The 22,891-nt window shown below is 69.0% G+C and carries 22 protein-coding genes; 15 read left to right on the top strand and 7 right to left on the bottom strand.

Features of this window, described 5'->3' with window-relative positions:
* Positions 1-11: 11 nt before the first annotated feature.
* Positions 12-2,798 carry a nitrate- and nitrite sensing domain-containing protein gene (locus ABZ382_RS18860; protein WP_357090390.1) on the bottom strand — a complete coding sequence of 929 codons (2,787 nt, stop codon included), beginning with the start codon at positions 2,796-2,798 and terminating at the stop codon, positions 12-14.
* 281 nt (positions 2,799-3,079) lie between these two features.
* Here ABZ382_RS18860 and ABZ382_RS18855 point away from each other — a divergent pair, with 281 nt between their 5' ends.
* Positions 3,080-3,721, top strand: coding sequence for a DUF4389 domain-containing protein (locus ABZ382_RS18855; RefSeq protein ID WP_357090388.1), 642 nt, complete (start codon positions 3,080-3,082; stop codon positions 3,719-3,721).
* Here the strand turns inward: ABZ382_RS18855 and ABZ382_RS18850 are convergent.
* From ABZ382_RS18850 to ABZ382_RS18840, 3 genes are read right to left on the bottom strand one after another with little or no spacing between them, the layout of a single operon-like run.
* Complete coding sequence (locus tag ABZ382_RS18850; RefSeq protein ID WP_357090386.1) at positions 3,685-4,692, bottom strand: ATP-binding cassette domain-containing protein; 1,008 nt, start codon at positions 4,690-4,692, stop codon at positions 3,685-3,687. The two genes, ABZ382_RS18855 and ABZ382_RS18850, sit on opposite strands and share 37 nt — an antisense overlap.
* The gene (locus tag ABZ382_RS18845) at positions 4,689-5,504 is read right to left on the bottom strand and encodes an ABC-2 family transporter protein (RefSeq protein ID WP_357090384.1); all 816 of its coding nucleotides are present in this window, start codon (positions 5,502-5,504) and stop codon (positions 4,689-4,691) included. The genes ABZ382_RS18850 and ABZ382_RS18845 overlap by 4 nt, the downstream gene beginning before the upstream one ends.
* Positions 5,497-6,300 carry an ABC-2 family transporter protein gene (locus ABZ382_RS18840; protein ID WP_357090382.1) on the bottom strand — a complete coding sequence of 268 codons (804 nt, stop codon included), beginning with the start codon at positions 6,298-6,300 and terminating at the stop codon, positions 5,497-5,499. The genes ABZ382_RS18845 and ABZ382_RS18840 overlap by 8 nt, the downstream gene beginning before the upstream one ends.
* 192 nt (positions 6,301-6,492) lie before the next feature.
* Here ABZ382_RS18840 and ectB point away from each other — a divergent pair, with 192 nt between their 5' ends.
* The 6 genes from ectB to ABZ382_RS18810 all read left to right on the top strand — a co-directional run bounded on the left by ectB (position 6,493) and on the right by ABZ382_RS18810 (position 13,565).
* On the top strand, positions 6,493-7,755 hold the full coding sequence (ectB, locus tag ABZ382_RS18835) for a diaminobutyrate--2-oxoglutarate transaminase (protein WP_357090380.1): 1,263 nt from the start codon (positions 6,493-6,495) through the stop codon (positions 7,753-7,755).
* A 245-nt stretch (positions 7,756-8,000) separates the two neighbouring features.
* Entirely contained in the window at positions 8,001-8,813 is an 813-nt protein-coding gene (locus ABZ382_RS18830; RefSeq protein ID WP_357090378.1) for an ABC transporter permease, read from the top strand.
* Positions 8,786-9,610: an ABC transporter ATP-binding protein gene (locus tag ABZ382_RS18825; RefSeq protein ID WP_357090376.1), complete on the top strand. Its 825-nt coding sequence runs from the start codon at positions 8,786-8,788 to the stop codon at positions 9,608-9,610. Before ABZ382_RS18830 ends, ABZ382_RS18825 begins: the two co-directional genes overlap by 28 nt.
* The gene (locus ABZ382_RS18820; protein ID WP_357090374.1) at positions 9,607-10,602 is read left to right on the top strand and encodes an ABC transporter substrate-binding protein; all 996 of its coding nucleotides are present in this window, start codon (positions 9,607-9,609) and stop codon (positions 10,600-10,602) included. Before ABZ382_RS18825 ends, ABZ382_RS18820 begins: the two co-directional genes overlap by 4 nt.
* 10 nt (positions 10,603-10,612) lie before the next feature.
* On the top strand, positions 10,613-11,758 hold the full coding sequence (locus tag ABZ382_RS18815; RefSeq protein WP_357090372.1) for an LLM class flavin-dependent oxidoreductase: 1,146 nt from the start codon (positions 10,613-10,615) through the stop codon (positions 11,756-11,758).
* Positions 11,759-11,885: 127 nt separating this feature from the next.
* The gene (locus tag ABZ382_RS18810; RefSeq protein ID WP_357090370.1) at positions 11,886-13,565 is read left to right on the top strand and encodes a bifunctional metallophosphatase/5'-nucleotidase; all 1,680 of its coding nucleotides are present in this window, start codon (positions 11,886-11,888) and stop codon (positions 13,563-13,565) included.
* Positions 13,566-13,574: 9 nt separating this feature from the next.
* Here the strand turns inward: ABZ382_RS18810 and ABZ382_RS18805 are convergent, their stop codons facing one another.
* A complete protein-coding gene (locus ABZ382_RS18805; RefSeq protein ID WP_357090368.1) occupies positions 13,575-14,342 on the bottom strand; it encodes a glucose 1-dehydrogenase in 768 nt (255 codons plus the stop codon).
* A gap of 165 nt (positions 14,343-14,507) precedes the next feature.
* On the opposite strand from ABZ382_RS18805, the gene ABZ382_RS18800 reads away from it, so the two are divergent.
* From ABZ382_RS18800 to ABZ382_RS18785, 4 genes are all read left to right on the top strand, one after another.
* Positions 14,508-15,071 (top strand): HD domain-containing protein, encoded by a 564-nt coding sequence (locus tag ABZ382_RS18800; RefSeq protein WP_357090366.1) that lies wholly within the window; start codon positions 14,508-14,510, stop codon positions 15,069-15,071.
* Positions 15,072-15,134: 63 nt separating this feature from the next.
* A complete protein-coding gene (locus tag ABZ382_RS18795; protein ID WP_357090364.1) occupies positions 15,135-16,043 on the top strand; it encodes a LysR family transcriptional regulator in 909 nt (302 codons plus the stop codon).
* A gap of 226 nt (positions 16,044-16,269) precedes the next feature.
* The gene (locus ABZ382_RS18790) at positions 16,270-16,545 is read left to right on the top strand and encodes a hypothetical protein (RefSeq protein ID WP_357090363.1); all 276 of its coding nucleotides are present in this window, start codon (positions 16,270-16,272) and stop codon (positions 16,543-16,545) included.
* A 296-nt stretch (positions 16,546-16,841) separates the two neighbouring features.
* Positions 16,842-17,567, top strand: coding sequence for a hypothetical protein (locus ABZ382_RS18785; RefSeq protein ID WP_357090735.1), 726 nt, complete (start codon positions 16,842-16,844; stop codon positions 17,565-17,567).
* 41 nt (positions 17,568-17,608) lie between these two features.
* On the opposite strand, the gene ABZ382_RS18780 is transcribed toward ABZ382_RS18785, so the two are convergent.
* Entirely contained in the window at positions 17,609-17,977 is a 369-nt protein-coding gene (locus ABZ382_RS18780) for a hypothetical protein (RefSeq protein ID WP_357090361.1), read from the bottom strand.
* A 258-nt stretch (positions 17,978-18,235) separates the two neighbouring features.
* On the opposite strand from ABZ382_RS18780, the gene ABZ382_RS18775 reads away from it, so the two are divergent.
* The 4 genes from ABZ382_RS18775 (at position 18,236) to ABZ382_RS18760 (ending at position 21,569) form a co-directional block, all read left to right on the top strand.
* Complete coding sequence (locus ABZ382_RS18775) at positions 18,236-19,411, top strand: hypothetical protein (protein ID WP_357090359.1); 1,176 nt, start codon at positions 18,236-18,238, stop codon at positions 19,409-19,411.
* On the top strand, positions 19,408-19,677 hold the full coding sequence (locus tag ABZ382_RS18770) for a hypothetical protein (protein WP_357090357.1): 270 nt from the start codon (positions 19,408-19,410) through the stop codon (positions 19,675-19,677). The genes ABZ382_RS18775 and ABZ382_RS18770 overlap by 4 nt, the downstream gene beginning before the upstream one ends.
* A gap of 80 nt (positions 19,678-19,757) precedes the next feature.
* A complete protein-coding gene (locus ABZ382_RS18765; RefSeq protein WP_357090356.1) occupies positions 19,758-20,390 on the top strand; it encodes a glyoxalase in 633 nt (210 codons plus the stop codon).
* Positions 20,391-20,495: 105 nt separating this feature from the next.
* Entirely contained in the window at positions 20,496-21,569 is a 1,074-nt protein-coding gene (locus tag ABZ382_RS18760; RefSeq protein WP_357090354.1) for a glycoside hydrolase family 43 protein, read from the top strand.
* Here the strand turns inward: ABZ382_RS18760 and ABZ382_RS18755 are convergent.
* The gene (locus tag ABZ382_RS18755) at positions 21,566-22,480 is read right to left on the bottom strand and encodes a D-alanyl-D-alanine carboxypeptidase (RefSeq protein ID WP_357090352.1); all 915 of its coding nucleotides are present in this window, start codon (positions 22,478-22,480) and stop codon (positions 21,566-21,568) included. The two genes, ABZ382_RS18760 and ABZ382_RS18755, sit on opposite strands and share 4 nt — an antisense overlap.
* Between the last annotated feature and the right edge of the window lie 411 nt (positions 22,481-22,891).

The raw sequence follows: 22,891 nt of genomic DNA, 5'->3' as shown, positions 1-22,891 counted from the left end.
CCGGTGTCCTCCTATGCTCGCGATCCGGGTCGGGGCGGTTCGCCGCCCTGCCCGCGCTGATGTCCGGATCGGAATCCGGCCAATATGCTGCGTATCTCGTCGGGTGAACGGTCCGCGACCGGCGTCGGGGTCGGCCGCCCGGCTGCCGGTTGAGCGCCACCCGGAGTGGCGCCCGTGTGCTCGCGAGTCTTCCGGTTGCGCTTGACGAGACCGTTTCGCGTACGTTGCACCTCCGGGACGGCTCCCGAAACGTCCGGCCCCGCCGCCGGTGAGCCCGGCGAAACCTGCTCCACGGCAGCGGCCTTCGGCGCGGCTGCCGCGGTGCCGGCATCCGTCCCGGCGGGCTTCACGGTGGTCGCCGAAGCCGTGCCGGGGTTCTCGGTCGCGGACGTCGCGCCCGCGGAGCCGGTTGCCCGCGGTGCGCCGGCGGAAGCGGGTGTGGTGATCGGCGGTGCCGGAACAGGCGGCAGCGCGGCGGAATCGGTGGCCGGGCCGGTCGGCGCGGGCCGCGAGACCGTGGGCGTCGGGGCGGGGGCCTGCTGATCCTTGTCCGGCAGCGGAACGAGCTTGATCGTATTGGGGCGGACCGGCGAACCATTGCCGCCGTCGGGTTCGCTCGGGGTCGCGGAGCCCATGTCGCCGATGATCTCGGTGAGGGCCGCGAACGCGGTGGCCGTGTCGTAGACGGGGTCGGTGGCCGCGGGAGCCGGGGGCTGCGCCTCGTCCACCGGTGTCTCCGCGAGGGCGGCCGGTATCACCGCGGGCGTGGAGCTGTGGCGGCCGGGCTTGGACTCGGGCATGGTGTCCACCACGGTCGGAAGCTGCGCTCCCGCCGCGTGTTTCGAGTCCTGCGGCGCGGCGGGCCGATCGGCGGCGGGGTCGCCGAGCAGCTCGGTCGGCAGCAGCATGCGGGCCACCACACCGCTGGTCGGCGACACCGTCAGCTCGACCTCGACGCCGAGCCGCCGCGCCAGCCGGCCCACCACGTAGTGCCCGAGGAACCGGGTGGGCGCGACCAGGAAGTCGGCCTCGCCGCGCAGCCGGGCATTGGCGGTGGCGAGCTGGTCGGGCGGCATGCCGACGCCGTGGTCGACGACCGCGATCATGTAGCGCGAGCCCAGGCGGCGGCCGTAGATCTCCACCTCGAGGTCGGGCGGGGAGAACGACAGCCCGTTCTCGATGAGTTCGGCGAGCATGTGCGCGACCTCACTGACGTGCGCGCCCGCGATGGCGGTGTCGTCCACCCGGCGCAGCACCACCCGCCGGTAGTCGTCGACCTCGGACAGTCCGGCCCGGATGACGTCGGTCAGCGGGATGGGCTTGGACCAGCGGCGCGGGCTGGATTCGCCGACCAGCACCAGCAGGCTCTCGGCATTGCGGCGCATGCGGGTGGCCAGGTGGTCGAGTTCGAAGAGGTTGGACAGCGCGTTGGGGTCGAGTTCCTCGCGCTCGAAATCGCTGATCAGGCCGAGCTGGCGGCGCACCAGGTTCTGGTTGCGCCGGGCCAGGTTGGCCATGGATTCGGTGGAGTTGCGCCGCAGCCGGGCCTGGGCGGAGGCGAGTTCGTAGGCGGTGGTCTGCACCCGGTCCAGGGCTGTGGCCACGGACGCGATCTCGGCGCCGGCGCTCTCGTCGGCGCGGACCGGTTCGGGCGGTTCCGGGTCGGCGTCGTCGGAGTTCTGCCAGGCCTCGATGAGCTGCGGCAGTCGCCGCCCGGCCACCACGTCGGCTTCTTCGGCGAGGTCGGCGAGCGGTCGCACGATGGCGCGCACGGTGGCCACCACCAGCCACACCTGGGCGGCGATGGCGAGCGCGGCGGCCAGCAGGTACAGCGCGAGCACCAGGGTGGCGTCGCGGCGCAGGTCGCTCGCCCGGCCGGTGATCTCGCCGCCGAGGCTGCGCTGCACGGCGCGTTCGCCGTCGATGACCGAGCTCATCTCGCGCCACCAGTCGGCCGGGTTCACCGCTTCGGTGAGGGGTCCACGGGTGGAGGCGATGGCGACGGCCTCGGCGGTGTTCACCCGGATGGACTCGTCGGTCTGCATGGCGGCGTACAGCTTCGACCGCTGCGCGGGGGTGGCGTCGCGTTCGAATCCGGTGACGGCGGCCTGCTTGGCGGCGCGGATGTCGAGGAACTTCACGTACTCGCCGGGGCCGAACTCGCCCGCGGCGAAGACGCCGGCGAGGAAGCCGCGCTCCTGGGCGGTGAACTCCTTGACGTCGCCGAGGTCGTGCAGCGACTGCAGGCCCCGCCACAGCTGCGGGTCGGGTGCGTGGTCGAGGCCGGGCCGCGCCTGGTTCAGCGCGGCGATGGCATTGGTGTAGAAGGTGAACGACGCGGCGCGGTCGGCGCGCCCGGCGTCGACGTCGGCGCGATTGGCGGTGACGCCGGAGAACTGGGACAGCCCCGAGCGGACCTGATCCGCGCCCGGCGGCTGATCACTCAGGGTCTGATTCAGCTGCTGCAGTGCGGTATCGGTGGCCAGGCGCTGATTGCCGATGGCGGGCCGGGCCGCGGCGTCGCCGCCGAGCATGCCGTTGGTGAGGCCGCGTTCGCGCTGGATCTCGTGCACCAGGTCCTGGACGTCCAGGGCGAGGCGTACCGCCCGCGCGGTCTCGCCGGTGTCGCGGAAACCGTTGACCTGGTGGGTGATGATGACGGTCAGCAGGGCCAGCACCAGCGCGACGGAGAAGATCAGGATGCGCCGCAGGCGCGCCGCGATGGTGCGCGGCCGGATCAATTCCCGTGGCGGCGTGAGCTTCACGTTACCCGGTGGCAACATTTTCGCCGAACCCACCTTCACTCCGTCTCCCGATTATCAGCTGGCGTGCCGACCCGGGCCGAGCACATGGAGAATAGTCAGCAACGTCGCACACCCGACCCTGGTCCGCAATTCGAACGATGCCGATGTGGTGTGCGGAACTCGCCGTCGCGCGCGCTATTACGAATCTGGTCACAATGTGTGAGAAGCAGATGTGATCTTCGCGTCGCAGGGGAAACAATGGGGTGAACAACGGCTCACCGCTGTTCGCGCGGTGGTCGCCAGGTGGGCGCCGCCGCTCGAGAGGAGTGACGGCCATGCAGCCAAGTCCTGTTTATCCGGTTCGCGTACGGGGGGATCTCGATCCCGCGGTCTCCCGCTGGCTGTGGATAGTCAAGTGGATACTTGCTATTCCACACCTGATCGTTCTGCTCTTTCTGAGCATCGCCTATCTCGCGGTCAGTATCGTCGCCTTCTTCGCCATCCTCATTACCGAGCAGTATCCGAGAGCGCTGTTCGATTTCAATGTCGGCGTGCTGCGCTGGAGTTGGCGGGTGCGTTTCTATGCCCTCTCTCAGCTGGGCACCGATAAATACCCACCGTTCAGTTTGGAAGCTGACCCGGCATATCCGGCGGACCTGGAGGTCGACTATCCCGAGCGGTTCAGCCGCGGCCTGGTCCTGATCAAATGGTGGCTGCTCGCAATTCCGCAGTATCTGATCGTGGCGGCGCTGGTGTACGGCGGCCGGAACTCGTTCGCGCCCATGGCGATTCTCGTGCTGGTCGCTGTGATCGCGCTGCTGTTCACCGGCGTCTACCCGCAGGGCCTGTACGACTTCCTGATGGGCATCAACCGCTGGTCGTTGCGGGTGCGCGCCTACGCCTCGCTCATGACCGACGTCTATCCGCCGTTCCGGCTCGATCAGGGTGCGAGGGAGCCCGACGCCGCGGCCTCGTAGAGCCGCCGCACCACGTCCTCGATATCGGGTTCCTCGATGGACAGGTCGCGGACCTCGGCGCGCGCCGACACGGCCGCGAGCAACTGCGCGGCGGTGGTGGCCTCGGTATCGAAGGCCAGCCGCTGCCGCATGCCCGCGCCCGCGCTGTCGAGCAGTTTCGCCCCGGGCAGGTCGTCGAGGTCCGCGGTCGGCTCGGCGAGATCGACGGTGAGCACGCGCTGCGCGCCGACGGTCGCGCCGAGCCCGGTCAGGGTGCCGTCGTAGATCAGCCGCCCGTGATCGACGACCAGCACCCGCTCGCACAGCCGCTCGATATCGCCCATGTCGTGGGTGGTGAGCAGCAGGGTGGTGCCGCGCTGGGTGCGCTCGTGCCGCAGGAATTCGCGTAATCGCTGCTTGGACAACACGTCCAGGCCGATGGTCGGCTCGTCGAGGATGACCAGTTCCGGCGAATGCAGCAGCGCCGCCGCGACTTCCGCGCGCATGCGCTGCCCCAGCGACAGCTGTCGCACCGGGGTGTCGAGGGTGCCGCCCATCTCCAGCTGCGTGATGAGCTCGGCGGTGCGGGCCCGCGCGGCGGCCGGTTCGAGCCGGTGGATGGCCGCCAGGATCGAGAACGATTCGCGCAGTGGCAGATCCCACCACAGCTGTGAGCGCTGTCCGAACACCACCCCGATCCGTGAGGCCAGTTCGCGGCGCTGCCGCACCGGGTCCAGGCCACAGGTCAGCAACCGTCCGGCCGAGGGCACCAGGATGCCGGTGATCATCTTGATGGTGGTGGACTTGCCCGCGCCGTTCGCGCCGATATACCCGACCGCCGCGCCGGGCTCCACCCGGAAGCTCATATCGTCCACCGCGGTCAGCACCTCGCGCCGCCGTCGCCAGCGGCCCTCCTTCTTGCTGACCGTGAAAGTCCGTGTCAGGCCCTCGATCTCGATGATGGCCCGCTCGCCGGTCAGGGTCTCGCTCATCCGCCGCCTCCTTGATAGTGCCGGGTCCCCAGCCGCCACAGGAACAGCGCCACCGCCCACACCCAGGCCGCCGCCACCGGGGCCGCCCACGCCAGCCAGCCCGGCAGCGGTGCGGGCCCGGGCAATCCGAGCAGCGCGATGGCGGGCAGATAGGAGGTGAAGGCGACCGGAATCAGAAATCCGAATACGAGTTTCATCGGCGTGGGGAACACCGAGGTCGGTTGCATCGAGGCGTAGGAGCCGCCGTAGGTGAAGGAATTCGTCAGCTCCGCACCGTCGATCAGAAAGAACTGCACCCCGGCCGCGCACACGAAAAGCCCGGCGAAGATGGCGATTCCGGAGGCCACGGTGACCACGAACAGCACCAGGTGCGCCGCGGACCACTCGATGTCGTTGCGCACCAGTCCGAACGCGAGCACGGTGGCGGCCACCGCGATGCGCGCCAGCCGCCGCAATTGCACATCGCTGGTCATGAGCTGCAGCAGCAGCGGTTGCGGCCGCAGGTAGTACGCGTCGAGGGTGCCCATCCGGATATAGGTGGGCAGCGTGTCGGCGTGCCCGACCACCATGTCGGCGATGGCGAAACAGGTATTGCTCATGCCGAACAGCAGCAGCATGCCGTTCAGGTCGAGCCCGCCCAGTTGCCGCACATTGTGGAAGATCACCCACATTTCGGCGAATTCCATCAGCCCGATCAGGAAGGCGCTCAGCACATCCGTGGCGAAGGACAGCGGGTACGCGCGTTGCGCGCGCAGCCGGGATCCGAGGACCGCGCGATAGGGCATCAGACGTGAGGGGATCGCCTCACCCACCCTGCACCTCCAGCTTGCGGCGTCCGGCCCGCAGCAGCAGTTGCCCGAGCCCGACCAGAACCACCAACCAGAAGCATTGCACGGCAACGATTTCCACCGCAGCCCACCCGGTGGTGCGGCCGGACAGCAGATCGACCGGCCATTGCAGCATGGACGGGAATGGGGTGGCGTAGGCGACACCGCGCAGCCAGCCCGGGAACAGGTGGACCGGCGCGAACAGTCCGGCCAGGAAGGTCCCGCAGATCATGTGGAGGGACCGCAGTCCGCGCGTCTCGATGAGCCAGAACCCGGCCAGGCTGACCGCGAACATGGACAGGAACGACAGGACCATGGCCAGCAGCAGGCTGATCGCGCCCAGTGCGTACGGGCCGGGCGTGGCCGGGAAGGCGAGTCCGAAGGTGAGCGCCCCGGCCAGGATGCTGGGCAGCCCGCGCGGCAGCAGTGAGAACCCCGCGCGTCCCAGGTATTCCGCGAGGTGCGCGAACTGGATGTCGACGGGCCGCAGGAAGTCGATGGCGACGTCGCCGGTGCGGATGCGTTCCACGATGTCGGGCAGCGTCCAGAAGGCGATGGCCCCCAGCAGTCCCTGGGAGAGCCAGATGTAGGCCCCGATGGTGCCGCGGTCGTAACCGCCGAAGCCGTCGTTCTCGCGGACGGCCGTCATCAGTACGGCCGCGCGGACGAAGCCGAACACGAGATTGGTGAGCAGGCCCGCCGCCATCGCCAGCCGATAGTGCGATTGTCTGCGAAACCCTGCCTTGACCAGCTGCCAGTAGACCCCCACGTCGCTGCGCACAGTGGTGTGACCCTACGGACGTGGCCGGTGTCCCGCAACGAGTTATGCTCTGTGCCGGTCTGTTGCGGTGTGCGTCACGTGGTCATAGGCAGCGGGTATGGCCGCCCGATTCGAAAGAAAATGATTTCGCTTCGGCGCCCATGTGATAGAAACAACAGCGTTTCACTTAGTTGCGACGCTAGGAACCACACGATGACCATTGCAGGGACGACCGTTTTCGAGGCGCTCGAATCCAATGTGCGTGGCTACTGCCGTTCCTGGCCGACCGTTTTCGACACCGCCCGCGGCGCGTGGCTGACCGACGAGAACGGCAAGGAGTTCCTGGACTTCTTCGCCGGCGCCGGCACCCTCAACTACGGTCACAACAATCCGGTCTTCAAGAAGGCCCTGGTCGACTACATCATGGCCGACGGCATCACCCATGCCCTGGACATGTCCACCGTCGCCAAGCGCCGCCTGCTCGAGACCATGCGCGATCTGGTGTTCACCCCGCGCGGCCTCGACTACAAGGTCCAGTTCCCCGGCCCGACCGGCGCCAATGCCGTCGAGGCCGCCCTCAAGCTGGCCCGCAAGGTCACCGGTCGCACCACCGTCCTGAACTTCACCAACGCCTTCCACGGCATGACGCTGGGCGCGCTGTCGGTCACCGGCAACGCCGCCAAGCGCGCCGCCGCGGGCGTCCCCCTGGTGCACGCGACGCCGATGCCCTTCGACGGCTATCTGGATGAGCCCGAGGACTTCTCGTGGATGCGCCGCGCGCTCGACGACACCTCGTCGGGACTCGACAAGCCCGCCGCCGTCATCGTCGAGACCGTGCAGGGCGAGGGCGGGGTCAATGTGGCCCGCGCCGAATGGCTGCGCACCCTGTCCGAATTGTGCTCGGCCCGCGGCATTCTGCTCATCGTCGACGACGTGCAGATGGGTTGCGGCCGCACCGGCCCGTTCTTCTCCTTCGAGATCGCCGGCATCACCCCCGACATCGTCGCGGTGTCCAAGTCCATCAGCGGCTACGGCCTGCCCATGGCGCTGGTGCTCATGCGCCGGGAGCTGGACCAGTGGGCGCCCGGCGAACACAACGGCACCTTCCGCGGCCACAACACCGCCTTCGTGACCGCCGAGGTCGCGCTGCGCGAGTACTGGTCCGACGACGCCCTCGAACAGTCCACCCTGGCCAAGGGCGCCCGCATCCACGACCAGCTGGTCACGCTCACCGAATCCTTCGGCGGCATCACCACCCGCGGCCGCGGTCTGGTCCACGGCCTGGTCTTCGAGGACGCCTCGCAGGCCGAGAAGGTCTGCCAGGTCGCCTTCGAACTCGGCCTGCTGGTCGAGACCTCCGGAGCCACCGAGCAGGTCGTGAAGCTGCTCCCGCCCTTGACCGTCAGCGATGACGAGATCACCCACGGACTGGGCATTCTCGCCCGCGCCGTGGAGATCGTCCGCGACGGTCACTAGACGTCGGCCACCGCCCACACCGGTGCCGACCGGGTGCCGGGTTCCCAGCTGCGGAGGGAACCCGGCACCACCCCTTTTTTGACCCGCAGCAACTGACACACAGCTCTCCCAGGCCCTCGGGATCCCAGAATCACGGGGATTCCAACCGGTGACCGGCCGGGCTCGGAACGGCACAGTCGGACAGGTGGCGCTCGACAGGCCCTCGGCCGCCACGGTCCCCGTCCCGTTCGCCCGAGGGGTGCTTCGTGTCCTCCATTGCCGTGCAGGCCCAGCCCGTCGTGGGTCGGCCACGCCTGCCGAACGTTTCCGTCCTGGCTCGCTTCGTCACGCCGCTGCTGGTGATCGTGGCCTGGCAGCTGGCCAGCGCGACCGGGGTGCTGCCCGAGCGACTGCTCGCCTCCCCGGTGACGGTCGCCGAGACGGCGGTGGACTTGATCCAGGACGGCACGCTGACCGAAGCCGTCTCGGTGTCGCTGGGCCGGGCCGCGCTGGGCTTCGCCATCGGCGCGGCCGCGGGAATCGCGCTGGCGCTGGCGGCCGGACTGAGCCGCGCGGGGGAGTACCTCGTCGACCCGCTCCTGCAGATGCTGCGGACGTTGCCGTTCTACGGCCTGATCCCGCTGTTCATTCTCTGGTTCGGCATCGGTGAACTGCCCAAGATCGTGCTGGTCGCCTTCGGCGTCGCGATTCCCCTGTACCTCAACACCTTCGCGGGCATCCGCAGCGTGGACGGCAAGCTGGCCGAGCTCGCGCGGGTGCAGCGGCTCAGCCGCGCGGGACTGATCCGGCACATCGTGCTGCCGGGCGCGTTGCCCCAGACCCTGGTCGGGTTGCGGCAGTCGCTGGGTGTGGCCTGGCTGGCGCTGATCGTGGCCGAACAGGTGAATGCCGATGCGGGCCTGGGCTTCATGATCAACGACGCCCGCGAATTCCTGCGCACCGACGTGATCGTGGTCGGGCTGCTCGTCTACAGCGTGCTCGGGCTGCTCACCGACGCACTCGTCCGTTCGATCGAGAGGAGAGCGCTGTCATGGCGACGCGGCTTCCTGGCACACTGACCGATTCGGTCATCGCCGAGACCCTGGCCGGACTGGAGGAGACCGTCCGGGCGGAGGCTCCCGCGGCCGTCGAAACCCCGGCGACCGCGACCCCGGTCGTGCGAATTCGCGGTCTGGTCAAGGACTTCGGCGCACGCCGTGTGCTGCACGGCCTGGATCTCGACATCCGACCCGGCGAGTTCGTGGCCCTGCTGGGCCGCAGCGGGTCCGGCAAATCCACCCTGCTGCGGGCCCTGGCGGGCCTCGATCACGAGACCGGGGGCGAGCTCTCCGTCACCGGCGAGGTCGCCGTCGCCTTCCAGGAACCGCGGCTGATCCCGTGGAAGCGGGTGCGCGACAACGTGATCCTCGGCCTGCGCCGCACCGACTCCAAGGCGGCGGCCGTGGCCGCGCTGGCCGAGGTCGGACTCGCCGAGCGCGGCGAGGCCTGGCCGCTGACCCTCTCCGGCGGCGAGGCCCAGCGCGCCTCGCTGGCCCGCGCCCTGGTCCGGGAGCCGGACCTGCTGTTGCTCGACGAGCCCTTCAGCGCCCTGGATGCCCTGACCCGCATCACGATTCACGGCCTGGTGCTGGACCTGTGGGCCCGGCACCGGCCCGGCGTCCTGCTGGTCACCCACGACGTGGACGAGGCGTTGCTGCTGGCCGACCGTGCCCTGGTGCTCGACGGCGGGCGCATCGGCCGCGAGCTGCCCATCGACCTGCCGCGCCCCCGGCGGCGCGACCACCCCGAATTCCAGGCTCTGCGCGCGGAACTGCTCGCCGAGCTGGGCGTCACCCCGGAAGGAACCACCGAATGAAGACCAAGCGCCTGTTCGCCGCCCTGGCGGTCGCCGCGACCCTCGCGGGCGCGGCGTGCTCCTCGGGCAATGACGACACCAAGGGCGTGAACGCGGACGGTTCGGTGGATCTGTCCCAGGTGACCCTGCACGTCGGTGATCAGAAGGGCCTGGCGCTGCAAGCCCAGCTGGAGGTGTCGGGGGAGAGCAAGAACCTGCCGTACAAGATCGAGTGGTCGACGTTCACCGCCGGTCCGCCACTGCTGGAAGGCATCAACTCCGGGTCGGTCGACTTCGGTGGCGTGGGCGACGCGCCGCCGGTGTTCGCGGCGGCCGCCAAATCGCAGATCAAGATCGTAGGCTCCTACGATTCCGGCGTCGCCGGGAATGCCGTGATCGTGCCCAAGGATTCGGCCATCAAGGACCCGAAGGACCTGCGCGGCAAGAAGATCGCCGTCACGAAGGGCAGCTCCGCGCACTACCACCTGCTGTCGGTGCTGACCAAGAACGGGCTCGGCTTCGGCGATATCGAGCCGCAGTACCTGCAGCCCGCCGACGCGCTCGCGGCCCTGTCCACCGGCCGCGTCGACGCCTGGACGGTGTGGGACCCCTACGCCGCGCAGGCCGAGATCGGCGGGGCCCGCGTGCTGGTCGACGGCACCGGCTACGTGAAGCCGGACAGCTTCTACGTCGCCGGCTCGAAGACGTTGCAGAACAAGGCGAATGCCGCCGCGGTGCGGGATCTGCTGGAACGGCTGCGGCGCGCGCACGTGTGGATCACCGGGCACCGCGAGGAGTGGGCCAAGCAGTCCTCCGGCATCACCGGCGTGCCCTACGACGTCACCCTGCTGGCCGTGAATCGCGCCAACTACCAGGACCATCCGCTCGATGAGGCGACGATCGCCGCGGAACAGCAAGTGGCCGACGGCTTCGCCGACGCCAAGCTGATCCCCGGCAAGGTCCGGATCGCCGACTTCATCGACACCCGTTTCAACGACCGATTCACCTCCTAGGAGTCCCCGCATGAGCTTGTCGTTCCATTGGTTCCTGCCCACCTCCGGCGACTCCCGCGGCCTGGTGGTCGGCGGGCACGGCACCCCCATGTCCGGGGACCGGCCCGCCTCGCTGCACTACCTGAACCAGATCGCCGCCGCCGCCGAGAGCAACGGCTTCGAGGCCGTGCTCACCCCCACCGGCTCCTGGTGCGAGGACGCCTGGCTGACCACCGCCATGCTGGTCGAGACCACCGAGACGCTGAAGTTCCTGGTCGCGCTGCGGCCCGGCCTGATGAGCCCGACCCTGGCCGCGCAGATGGCGGGCACCTTCCAACGGCATTCGGCCGGACGGCTGTTCATCAATGTGGTGACCGGCGGCGAACCACGCGAGCAGGCCGCCTACGGCGACTTCGCCGACAAGGAGTCCCGCTACGCGCGGACCGGCGAGTTTCTGGATGTGGTGCGGTCGCTGTGGAATTCGCATGAGCCCGTCACCTTCCACGGCGAGCACATTCGCGTCGAGAACGCACTGCTGAGCAACCGGCCCGACCCGGTGCCGCCGATCTTCTTCGGCGGGTCCTCGGGCCCGGCCGGACCGGTCGCGGCCCGCTACGCCGACACCTACCTGACCTGGGGCGAACCGGTCCTCGCGGTGAGCCGCAAACTGGACTGGATCCGCGGGCTGGCCGTCGACGCGGGCCGCAAGCTCGACTACGGGCTGCGCATCCACGTCATCACCCGCGACACCGCCGAGGAGGCGTGGGCGGTCGCCGACAAGCTGCTCGCCGGTATCGACCCCGCCGATATCGAACGCGTCCAGGCTGCCCTGGCGCAGAGCGAATCCGAGGGGCAGCGCCGCATGTCGGAACTGCACAACGGCAGCACCGACCGGCTCGAGATCGCCCCCAACCTGTGGGCGGGCGTCGGCCTGGTCCGCGGCGGCGCGGGCACCGCCCTGGTCGGCTCACACGAAGAGGTGGCCGAGCGGCTCGTCGAGTACTCGAAGGCGGGCATCTCCCACTTCGTGCTCTCGGGCTACCCGCACCTGGAGGAGGCGTACTGGTTCGGTGAGGGCGTGCTGCCCATCCTGGAGCGAAAGGGACTGTGGCGGCACCCGATCCGGCGTCCGGCCGCCCCCGCCGCCACCCCGTTCGCGAGCGCGTCCAGCAGCTAGACCGTTCGTCTCGACGGCCGCCCGACCGAGCGGTGTGCGGCCGTCGGCGTGGGCGCGCCGGTCGGTGACGGCGGAATTCACCCCGCCGTCGTGCGTGCGTCGACGGCGTCTGACACAGTCGACAACCATGAGCGGTCGGCGTGTTCTCGGTGTGTGCGCGACGGTGCTGAGCCTGGCCCTGGTGGCGGGGTGCGGGGGAGCGGAGCACACCGCGCCCGCGACCCCGGGTGCCGTGCCCCTGGTCTCGACCTCGGATCTGCCGCAGGCGAAACCCGGTGAGGTACACCTGTTCGGCCTCAACGACCTGCACGGCAATCTCCAACCGCCCGACGGGTCCAATGGCAAGGTGGGCGCGTATCAGGCCGGGGGCGCGGTGTATCTGGCCGCGCACCTGGACCGGTTGAAGGCGGCCTATCCGGACAGCGCGGTCCTCGCGTCCGGGGACGACGTCGGCGCGAGCCCGCTCATTTCGGCGCTGTTCCACGACGAGCCGACCATCGAGTTCCTCAATTCGGTCGGCGTCGCGGCCTCCTCGGTCGGGAATCACGAATTCGACCACGGCGTCGTCGAATTGCGCCGGCTACAGCAGGGCGGCTGCGCGCCGGACGGGTGCGGACCGGGCGAGCCGTTCACCGGCGCGAAGTTCGCGTACCTGGCCGCCAACGTCACCGACGCCGACGGGCAACAGCCGTCGGGCTTGAAGCCGTGGACCATGCTGGAACTGGGCGGGCACAAGATCGGTGTGGTCGGCGTCGTCACCCCCGACACCGCGAACATCGTGATGCCGGAAGGCATTCGCGGCTACCGCTTCGGTGACGAGGCCGACGCCATCAACAAGTACGTGCCCGCGATGAAGGCCGCGGGCGCGGAAACCGTGGTGGCGCTGCTGCACGACGGCGGGGCCCAGCAGACCCAGGGCCGGCCCCTGGACTACAACGGCTGCGACGGCATCTCGGCGGGTGTGAAAACCCTGGCGCACAAGACCGATGCCGCCGTCTCGGTGATGCTCACCGCGCACAGTCACCAGGCCTACAACTGCACCCTCGACGGCAAAGTGGTCACCCAGGCCGCCTCCTTCGGCCGCCTGATCACCGACGTCACCCTGCGCTTCCACGACGGCAAGGTGCAGGCCTCGGCCGTCAACCGGGTCGTCACCCGCGACATCACCCCCGACGCCGCCACCGCGAAACTGGTGGACTTCTTCGCCGCGCAATCGAAACCGCGCGCCGAACGCGTCATCGGCTCCGCGGCCGCGCCCCTGCCCGCCGAACCCGCGCCCGCCGGGGACTCCCCGCTCGGCGACGTCATCGCCGACTCCATGCTCGACGCCATGGCCTCGGTGCGGGCGGTGGCCGCGTTCATGAACCCCGGCGGCGTCCGCGCGGGCCTGCCCGGCGGGAACATCACCTACGCGCAGGCATATACGGTGCAGCCGTTCGGCAATCAGGTGGTGGCCGTGACGCTGACCGGGCAGCAGATCCTGAATCTGCTGGAGCAGCAATGGGACAATGTGAGCAAGCCCGGCGTGCTGTCGGTCGCGGGCATCACCTACTCGTATTCCGACGCCGCGCCCAAGGGGCACAAGGTGATCGACGGCAGCGTCCGGGTGGCGGGGGAGCCGTTGAATCCGGTCGCGGTCTACCGGGTGTCGACCAACAGCTTCCTCGCCGCCGGCGGCGACGGCTTCTCGGTGTTCACGCAGAACACCGAAACCCTGGTCGGGCCCATCGATCTCGACGCCCTGGAGGCGTACCTGCGGACCCGCGGCGCCGTCGCCCCGCCGGGCGGCCGGATCGAGAAGCGCTGACGCCCGGACCTATTGGCCCATCACGTATTTCACGGTCGGCCCGGCCGTCCAGCCGCCGTCCACGGCCAGTTCCGCGCCGGTGACGTAGGAGGCCGCGTCCGAGAGCAGGAAGACGATGGCCGCCGCGATCTCGTCGGCCTCACCGACCCGGCCCATCGGAGTATTCGGGTAGCCGCCCTCACCCTGCTGGATGCCGACCTGCGCGGTCATCGGCGTGTACGTCATGCCGGGGTGCACCGAGTTCACCCGGATGCGGTCGACGCCGTTCTCGATGGCGGCCACCTTGGACATGCCGCGCACCGCCCACTTGGACGCGCCGTAGCTGCCGGTGAGCGCGAGACCCATGAGCCCGGCCGCGGAGGAGATATTGACGATCGACCCGCCGCCCGCCTCCTTCAGCGCCGGAATGAAGGTCCGCATACCGAGGAAGACGCCGACCAGGTTGATGTCGATGACCTTGCGGAAATGCTCGACCGACTCGTTCGCCAGCAGCTCGCCGGTGGAGATCCCGGCATTGTTGACCAGGCCGTTCACGGTCCCGCCGAAGACGGCGCGGGCGGCCGCGAGCGCGGCCGCCCAATCGGGCTCGGAGGTGACGTCGAGGTGCTGGTGGACGGCCTGTGCGCCGAGCTCGGCCGCGAGGGCCTTGCCGTCCTCGTCGAGGACGTCCGCGATCACGACATTGGCCCCGGCCCCGACCGCCTGCCGCGCGGTCTCGGCGCCGATGCCGCGGGCCGCGCCGGTGATCAGGATCGTCTTGCCGGACAGGTCGTGCATGGGAGGGCTCCTTCCGAAGGATCCGGCGCGCAGGCACGGTGACCCGCTCGCCGGTCACACACAGTTGGTTTGCTGAATATTGTCCAATGCGTTCCGGATACGCCCGGACCCGCACCCGGCCGGCTGCGGTGGCGAGCCCCGGCGCCGCGCCGTAGGGTGCGGGCCGTGAACCGCGCGCCCGCCGCCCCGCTCGACACCGTCGCCGACCTCATGGCACTGCTCGCCGACTGCCACGACGCCTGGGACATGCCCGACCGCAGCGGGGATCCGGTCGACATCCTCGACCACGACCGGCAGTGCGCCGAACTGCTGCGTCGCGACCATCCCGCCGATGAGGAACTCCAGGTCGCCGGGCTGGTGCACGACATCGGGCACAAGCTGGTGCCCGGCGACGACGCGGGCCACGGGGAGCATGGCGCCGCGGCCGTCCGCGGCCTGCTGGGTGATCGCGTCGCACGGTTGGTCGCGCTGCACGTGATCGCGAAACGGTATCTGGCAGCGACGGATTCGGCCCACGCCGCGGGCTTGTCGGAGTCCAGTCGGCGCACCTTGATCGCGCAGGGCGGTCCGATGACCGCGGCCGAGATCGCCGCATTCGAGCACGACCCCGATTTCGCGGCGGCCATCGCGCTGCGCCGTGCCGACGACGCGGGCAAGGTCGTCGGGCTGACCGTGCAGCCGCTCGACTCCTGGCTGCCGGTCATCGAGCGCGTCGCCGCCACCCGCTGACCCGTTCGCTCGACCTCTCCCAGCCCGTCCGGCCCCGGTGAGGTCTGTGCATAGACTCGATCTATGCCGTTGTCTCCCCGCGTCCCGGATCTGTCCGCGCTCGACCTGCTGCTCTCGGTGATCGAGCTCGGCAGTCTCGGGCGGGCGGCCAAGGCGCACGGGATCAGCCAGCCGTCGGCCAGCTCACGGATCCGCTACCTCGAGCAGTTGGTCGGCGTTCCGGTGCTGGAGCGGACCACGCTCGGATCGCGGCCCACCGCGGCGGGGGCGCTGATCGCGGAGTGGGCCCGGGACGTGGTGGACGCGGCCGCGCGCCTGGACGCCGGGATCGACAGCCTGCGCGCGCAGCGGGATTCGCGGTTGCGAGTCTCGGCCAGTCAGACCGTGGCGGAGTACCTGTTCCCCAAATGGCTGATGGCCCTGCGCACGCGGATGCCGGACACCTCCATCGCCCTGGAATCGGGCAATTCGACCGAGGTGGCCAAGGCGGTGCTCGACGGCCGGGCCGGGATCGGATTCGTCGAGAGCCCGCACCTGCCCCGCGAGCTGGAAAGCCATGTGGTGGCGCGGGATCGACTGGTCGTGGTGGTCGCGCCCGGCCACCCGTGGGCGCGGCGACCGGAGATCGACGCCGCCGAACTGGCCCGCACCCCGCTCATCTACCGCGAGCCCGGCTCGGGCACCCGCACGTCGTTCGAGCGCGCCATGACCGCGGGTGTTCCGGGGTGGCGGCCGGAGATCGCACTGGAGTTGTCCTCCACCACCGCCATCAAGACCGCGGTCGCCGACGGTCTCGCGCCCGCGGTGCTCAGTTCGCTGGCGGTCGCGACCGAATTGGCCGAGGGCATTCTGGTTTCGCCCGGGGTGGCCGGTCTGGATTTGGAACGGCAGTTGCGAGCGGTATGGCCGATCGGCCAGAAGCCGACCGGCCCGGCGCGTGACTTGTATGTCATTGCGAGCCGACCGATCTGAAGCATTCAGGGGAGTTTCCCTGTCACTTCGGGGAGTTTTGTCCGAAGTGTTGACAGAGTGACGCCGATCACCTTAATGTTCCGGCGCAGGCGAACCGGATTTCCGGAGGGCCATGTCTGCCTGCACATTCAAACTCCCTTTACAATGGCTTCGCTGAATTCGCAGCGCGAAGACACAAGTGCGCCAACGGCTCCCGCGCGTGTTACCAAAGGGTTATGGTCACGGAATGGTGCGAACCGCCGCCGCTGCCGCAGACCCGGATGAGCCTGTCATCCCGGCTACTGCTGCGCGGCCAAAGCTAGAGGTTGTTCCCGAAACACCCGACTCCGAAGCGCCACAGCCCCACTCCTTCGGTGCACACGTTCTCAGCGCGGCCGACATCGAGCGACTCCCGTCCTCGGCCCGCCACCGCATCGCGGCCTTCATCCACCTGCAGGTGGCGACCCTGGAGGAGTGGCCCGAGCCGGTCCTGCCCCCGATCCCGGAGCTCGACGAGCTCTGACGGAAACCGGCCGGTCGCGGAGGTCCCGCGCCGGCCGCTGTACGGGCCGTTCGACGGCCCGCCCGGTCGGTCATCAATGGCCTGACCGTGCCCTGTTCACCTCCCGGCCATTTTGAATCCATTCAGGTGAATAGCGGAAAACCTTGGCACACAACGGGACATCTCGTTTGTGTAACAAGTCACTTATGGCAAATATGCATTGCCGCTGCGCTGAGAACCGACTTAGAGTCTGCTTGTCAGTTACTGATCCTGCGATGAGTTTTTTTCCGCGGGCATACTCAATCGAGGGAAATCACATGCGCAAGAGCGGAATCGCGGCCGTCACCGCAATGGTGGCCACTGTCGCGGCAATCACTGCAGGTACGGCAAATGCCCAGCCCGAAACGGGTGACGTGGGGGCCATTCACTACACCGCATCGGCCACCGACCGGTCGGCGACCATTTCCACCGATATCGGATCGATGGATGCCAAGGACGGTGTATTCAAGATCAAAGCACCCGATGGCACGGTCGTGGCCGGAACCGAACTGAATTTCCGGGTCGACGATTTCGTCTTCCCGATCGCGACTGAAATCCGGGACCACACAGCCACTCTGACACCGCTGCTCGACATGGGTCACGCGGCATATCGCCCGGTCGCGCTGCCGTACGAGGACACCGCGCCCTGGAAGACGCCCTACGACCGCGAGCAGGCGGCGTGGAACCGCATGAAGGACACCATCTCCGTCGGCGCCACCATCGGCACCATGGTCGGCGGCATCGGTGGCGCGGCCGTGGGCTGCGCCCTGGGCGGCATCGCGGTCGGCGGCGGCGCCACGCTGGCCACCGGCATCATCGGCGGTCTGTTCAGCTTCCTGCCGGGCGCGGTCGTGGGCTGCCTCGCGGGCGCCGCCGCCATGGGCGCGCTCGGCGCGGTCGGCGGCCTGCTCCTGGTGACCGCGCCGGTCGCCATCGCCGCCGCGATCCAGTACTTCACCACCATCAACCAGCCGTTCACCCCGGCTCAGTCCCCGGCGAAGTAGCCCGGGACCCGAGGACCGTGGGGTCGTGGCCGGTCAGCCGGTCACGACTCCAGGCTCTCGAGGCCCTCGCCCTTGCGGACCTGCCACGAGCTGAGCTGGCGTCCCCGCCACTCACCGTGGACCAGGGGATTGTGCCCGTGCCGTCCGCTCTTCTGTTCCCGCCGGAATTCGCGGAAGTATTCGAACCGAATCCACAGCAAGCCCGAAACGATAAGCACCGCAGCGACAATCGCCCCGATTATGGTCCAGCCGTAGAACTTGGACGCGGCCGCCACGATCGTCATCCCGAGCGCCGCGATTCCGAGCAGGCACATAATCAGCGCCGGCCCTTCCCGCGGATCCTCGATAGCGTCGCCGGGATGCGGATGCCAGTGTTCGCCGTTGGCTTCGACCGCCGTCACCCTGACCATGTCCCTACCTCCCTCGAGCAGCGGAAATTCCTGTCTTCTCTCCAGAATGCACCTGCTGACGGGGCTACGCGAGAGCAATTGCCGGAAAACTCGAACTCCGCGCGGGAGACAAATTGTCAGCCCCCTATTCAGGGAAATGAAAGCGGCCGCCGCGCAGGGCATCTGGTGCGCCCGGCGCCGTTCGTCCGGGGATCCGGCGCTGCTGTTTCCGAGATCCGGGGCCGTTCGTTCCGAGATCGGGCACTGTACGTTCGAGGGATGGGGAGTCCGGACGACGTGGGGCGTCGATCACGCAGGTTTCGCCGTCCACTCGCGGTGGTCGCCGGTCTCGTAGCGGCGGTGACCGTCGCCGGGCTACTGCCGGGCTGGTGGTGCGGCCGCGACGCGGACGCCTGGTTCCGCGGGGATCCCGGGCGGGTGCACGGCCTGGCCGAGGAATTGCTGGCCTTCGAAGCCGCCGACGACCAGCAGCGCGCCACCGGCTCGGGCGGGGAGCTCACCGACATGTGGGGCCTGCTCGCCCACCAGATGACCGCCCTCGGCCTGGCGCAGATCTCCCTGGACCACCCCGAATGGCGTGCCCGCTACGCCCCCGTCGCCACCCGCGCGGCCGCCAAGACGCTGCGCCCCGAGATGCGATCGGTCTTCACCGTGGGCTGGCACGGCGAGGACGGTGTCACGGTCCCCGACAGCCCGCACGGCCACGCCTACCTCTCCTATCCCGCGCTCGCCCTCGGCATGGCCCGCCTGGTCGACCCGGCCTTCCCGCCCGACCTCGCCGCCGCGCAGGACGCGCTGGTCACCGCCTACGAACGGCGGCTGCTCGCAGCCCCGACCGGCCTGATCGACACCTTCCCCGGCGAGGCCTACCCGACCGACGTGGCCGCCGTCGCCGCCGCGATCGCCGTGCACGGCCGCGCCACCGGCGTCGACCACAGTGCGGTCCTCGCGCACTGGGCCCGGCAGGTCCGTGCGGTCCAGATCGATCCGGCCACCGGCCTGGTGTGGCAGCGCATGGGCTCCGACGGCCGCGCACACGACGCCCCGCGTGCCTCGGGCACCGGACTCGCGGCCTACTTCGCGGGCTTCGCGGACCGCGCGCTCGCCCGGGGCCTGGCGACCGGCTTGTTTCGTGAGGAGCGCAGCGTCCTGGGCTTCGGAGCCATCCACGAATACGGCGGCGGGTCATCCGGTCCGGGCGACATCGACAGCGGTCCGGTGATCCTCGGAATCTCGGTCTCGGCAACCGCTTTCGCGCTTGCCCCGGCCCGCGCCTTCAGGAACCATGACGTGTTCACCCGGGTCTTCCGCACCGCCGACCTGGCGGGCCTGCCGATGCGCAGCGGTGGCCGATTGCGGTTCACGAACGCCGGAGCCATCGGCAACGCCCTGCTGCTGGCCTTCCTCACCTCCGGGCCGGAGCTGGCGCGATGAGAATCCCCGCATGGCTGGCCGAGGTGTGGCGGCTTGTCCGCATCCCGCTGATCCCGGTGGTCCTGTACCTCGTGCTGCGGCCCGTCCTGGCGCTGGTGTCGGCGCGGCACGGATTCGGTTCGCCCGACGGGCTCGGCCCCGGCTACCTCGCCCTCTCCGCGATCCTGACGGGATTGCGCATGATCGTGCTGGTAGGAGTCCCGGCCTACCTCGCCTACCGTGTGGTGGTCGCTGCGATCACCCGTCTGCCGGGGGCGCGTCGGTAGGGGTCCGTGGGTGCTTTCCGTGGTGGGTTCCGTAGTCACCACGGATGTCCGTGGCCTGCGCGAAATTTAGCGTTATAGCCATGACGAACACCGCTTCCGCCGCCGCTTCCACCGCCATCAACGTGACCCTCGAGGTCGCCGACCCCGCTGTCATCGCCACCTCCTACGCGTCCGCCTTCGGTCTCGGCGACCAGCTCGCCTTCGCACCCGTGTCGGCCGCGTCCGAGGGCTTCCGCGGCTTCATCCTGTCGCTGGTCGTGGCCCAGCCAGGCACCGTCGACAGCCTCATCGCCACCGCCCTGCAGAACGGCTTCACCGTCCTGAAGCCCGCCAAGAAGAGCCTCTGGGGCTACAGCGGCGTCATCCAGGGCCCCGACGGCGCCATCTGGAAGATCGCCACCTCCCAGAAGAAGGACACCGCCCCCGTCACCCGCGATGTCGACAGCATCGTCCTGCTCCTCGGCGTCGAGGATGTGAAGGCCAGCAAGCAGTTCTACGTCGACCGCGGCCTGACCGTCTCCAAGAGCTTCGGCGGCAAGTACGCCGAATTCGACCTCCCGAACTCCCCGATCAAGCTCGCCCTCTACCCCCGCAAGGCCGCCGCCAAGGAAGCCGGCGTCCCCATCACCGGCTCCGGCTCCCACGGCCTCGTCGTCAACGGCCCCTTCGGCGCCTTCGCCGACCCCGACGGCTTCGCCTGGGCCGCCGCCTGATGCCCTGCGAATCGCTGTGCGGTGCTGGGGTTTTGCGGGCGTTGATTGAACTCGGGGGCGGCGGCGTCGACACTTGACTCTCGACTGTCGCTGGAGGTGAGGCTGGTGGGTTGGCGGAGAGCGCTCGGGCTGGTGAGCATCCTGACCGTGGGACTCGGAACCGCGGTCGCGGGGGTGGGAACGGCCGACGAGCGCGGGTCCGGACCGCATAGCGAGGAATTCGCCAACCCAGTGGTCGCCGCGGGCGCCGACCCGAGCATGGCCTACTACCAAGGCCGGTTCTATCTGGTGCAGGGGGACTTCTACAACGACGACAATGTCGTCATCCGGACCTCGGACACGCTCGGCGGGCTCGGGAAGAGCGAGCCGAAGGTGGTGTGGGAGCACGGGGAGTGCCCGGGGGAGGCGTGCACGAAGATCTGGGCGCCGGAGTTGCAGCACATCGGGGATCGGTGGTGGATCTATTTCGCGGGGCAGGAGGACGACCGCAATGAGACGCATCGGATGTACGCGTTGCGGTCGGTGGGGGATGATCCGGCCGGGCCCTACGAGTACCTCGGGAAGATGAATCTGCCTGGGGGATGGGCGATCGACGGCACGTACATGCAGTATCAGAACGCCGGGTACTACCTGTGGTCGTGTCTGCGCGACCCGGAAGACACACGGGTGCAGGACATTTGCGCGGTACGGATGTCGGATCCGATGACGCCGGTAGGTGAGCGGGTCAGTATCGCGACGCCGACCGCGGAGTGGGAGACGGTGCCGAACGACGCCGATCTGAAGATCAACGAGGCGCCCGAGGCGCTCATCGCCCCCGACGGCCGACTGTTCGTAACCTTCTCCGCCAACGCCAGTTTCGACGACACCTACCGGATCGGCCTGCTCGAACTGGCGAAGGGCGGTGATCCCATGAACCCGGCGGCCTGGACCAAATCCGGTGGCCCCCTCCTGCCGGGCGGCCCGGGAGCGATCGCGCCGGGCCACAACGGATTCCTCACCATCGACGGCCACCCGTGGATCACCTACCACGCCCGCTTGGAACCCGGCACCGGCTGGGAGGGCCGCAGCGTCCGCGTCCAGCCCATGAACTTCGGTCCCGACGGCCGCCCACGCTTCGGCATGGCCTTCGGTCCCGACGCCCCGATCGTGATCGAGGGTCGGGACCCGGCTCAGCGCTAGCTGCCCGGAACGATGGCCGTGATCGGCCGGTAAGCCCAGTTCAGCATGCGTGAGGCGTCATCCTTGGCGACCGCCCCGCTCCACGCCGAGCTGTGCAGCACCACGCCGATCATCGGAATCCCCGCCCGCACCGTCTCGAACAACAGGCACGCCCCCGCGGCGTCGGTCGACCCGGTCTTGATCCCGATCGCGCCCGGATACTCCTTCAACAGCTGATTCGTGCTCTCCCACACATGATCCCGATTCCCCGCCGCCGCCGGCACGTGATAGCTCCGGGTCCCCGCGACCTCCCGGAACACCGGGTGCCCCATGGCCCGCAGCCCGAGCGCGATCAGATCGGCCGGCGTCGAGAACGTCGACCCGTCCTCGGGCACCGGCAACCCGCTCGGATCGGCGAAATACGTTGCCCCCAACCCCATCTGCCGAGCCGTGTCGTTCATCCTCCCCAGAAACACATCCTGACCCGGCCCATAGGCCTCGGCCAGCGTGTACGCCGCATCGCACCCCGAAGGCAGCATCAGCGCATACAACAACTGCCGAGTACTGAGCACCTCTCCCGCACCCAGCCCCGCCGTACTCCCGTCATTCCGCGAGCAATACGAAATCGCCTCGGCGGGAACGGTGACGGCCCGATCCAAACTATTCGCATTGATCACCACCATCGCCGTCATCACCTTCGCGATACTGGCGATCGGCACCGGCGTATTGGCTTCCCGAGACCACAACAACGTCCCAGTGAACCCATCCGCCAACGCCGCCCCCTGAGCCTGCACCCCCTCCGGCTCCCCATTCAGGAACGGCAACGAAATCTGTGGCGCGGCCCGCACCGGCGCAGCCCCCACCCCCTGACTCCCAGCCACCACCACAGCACCGACCACCACAGCTTGCAACACTCGGGCAAATGTCTGCATGGCGCCACATTCTGCCCCGCCACCCCCTCCACCAGCGGTATTTGGCCACCCGACGCCCCGATGGGTACGGCGGCGGCCACCCTGTCGCGTCGACGGCGAACTCCGCGGGCCTGTGGCAGCAATGACCCGCGAACGGCCGGTGCCCATACGGGCACCGGCCGTCCGTGTAGCGACTACAAGTTGCTCGGGTGTTTGAGCCCCGCCCAGCTCGGGTATTGGTGGTACTGCCAGCGTTGTCGCTGGTCAGTCACCCTTGTGCGCCCCCGGCAGGAATCGAACCTGCGACCTAGGGATTAGAAGTTCCTCCCCTCCAGACACTGTCCTGACCTGCATAGATGCATCTAACGGGCAAGTAAAACTGCAAAGTTCCTAGGTGAATCGAACCATCTCGGCTGATCTTGAAGATCAAGC

The sequence above is a fragment of the Nocardia sp. NPDC005825 genome (assembly GCF_040630175.1).
In the GTDB taxonomy this organism is placed as follows: Bacteria; Actinomycetota; Actinomycetes; order Mycobacteriales; family Mycobacteriaceae; genus Nocardia.
This window is presented reverse-complemented; position numbering and strand designations above follow the sequence as displayed.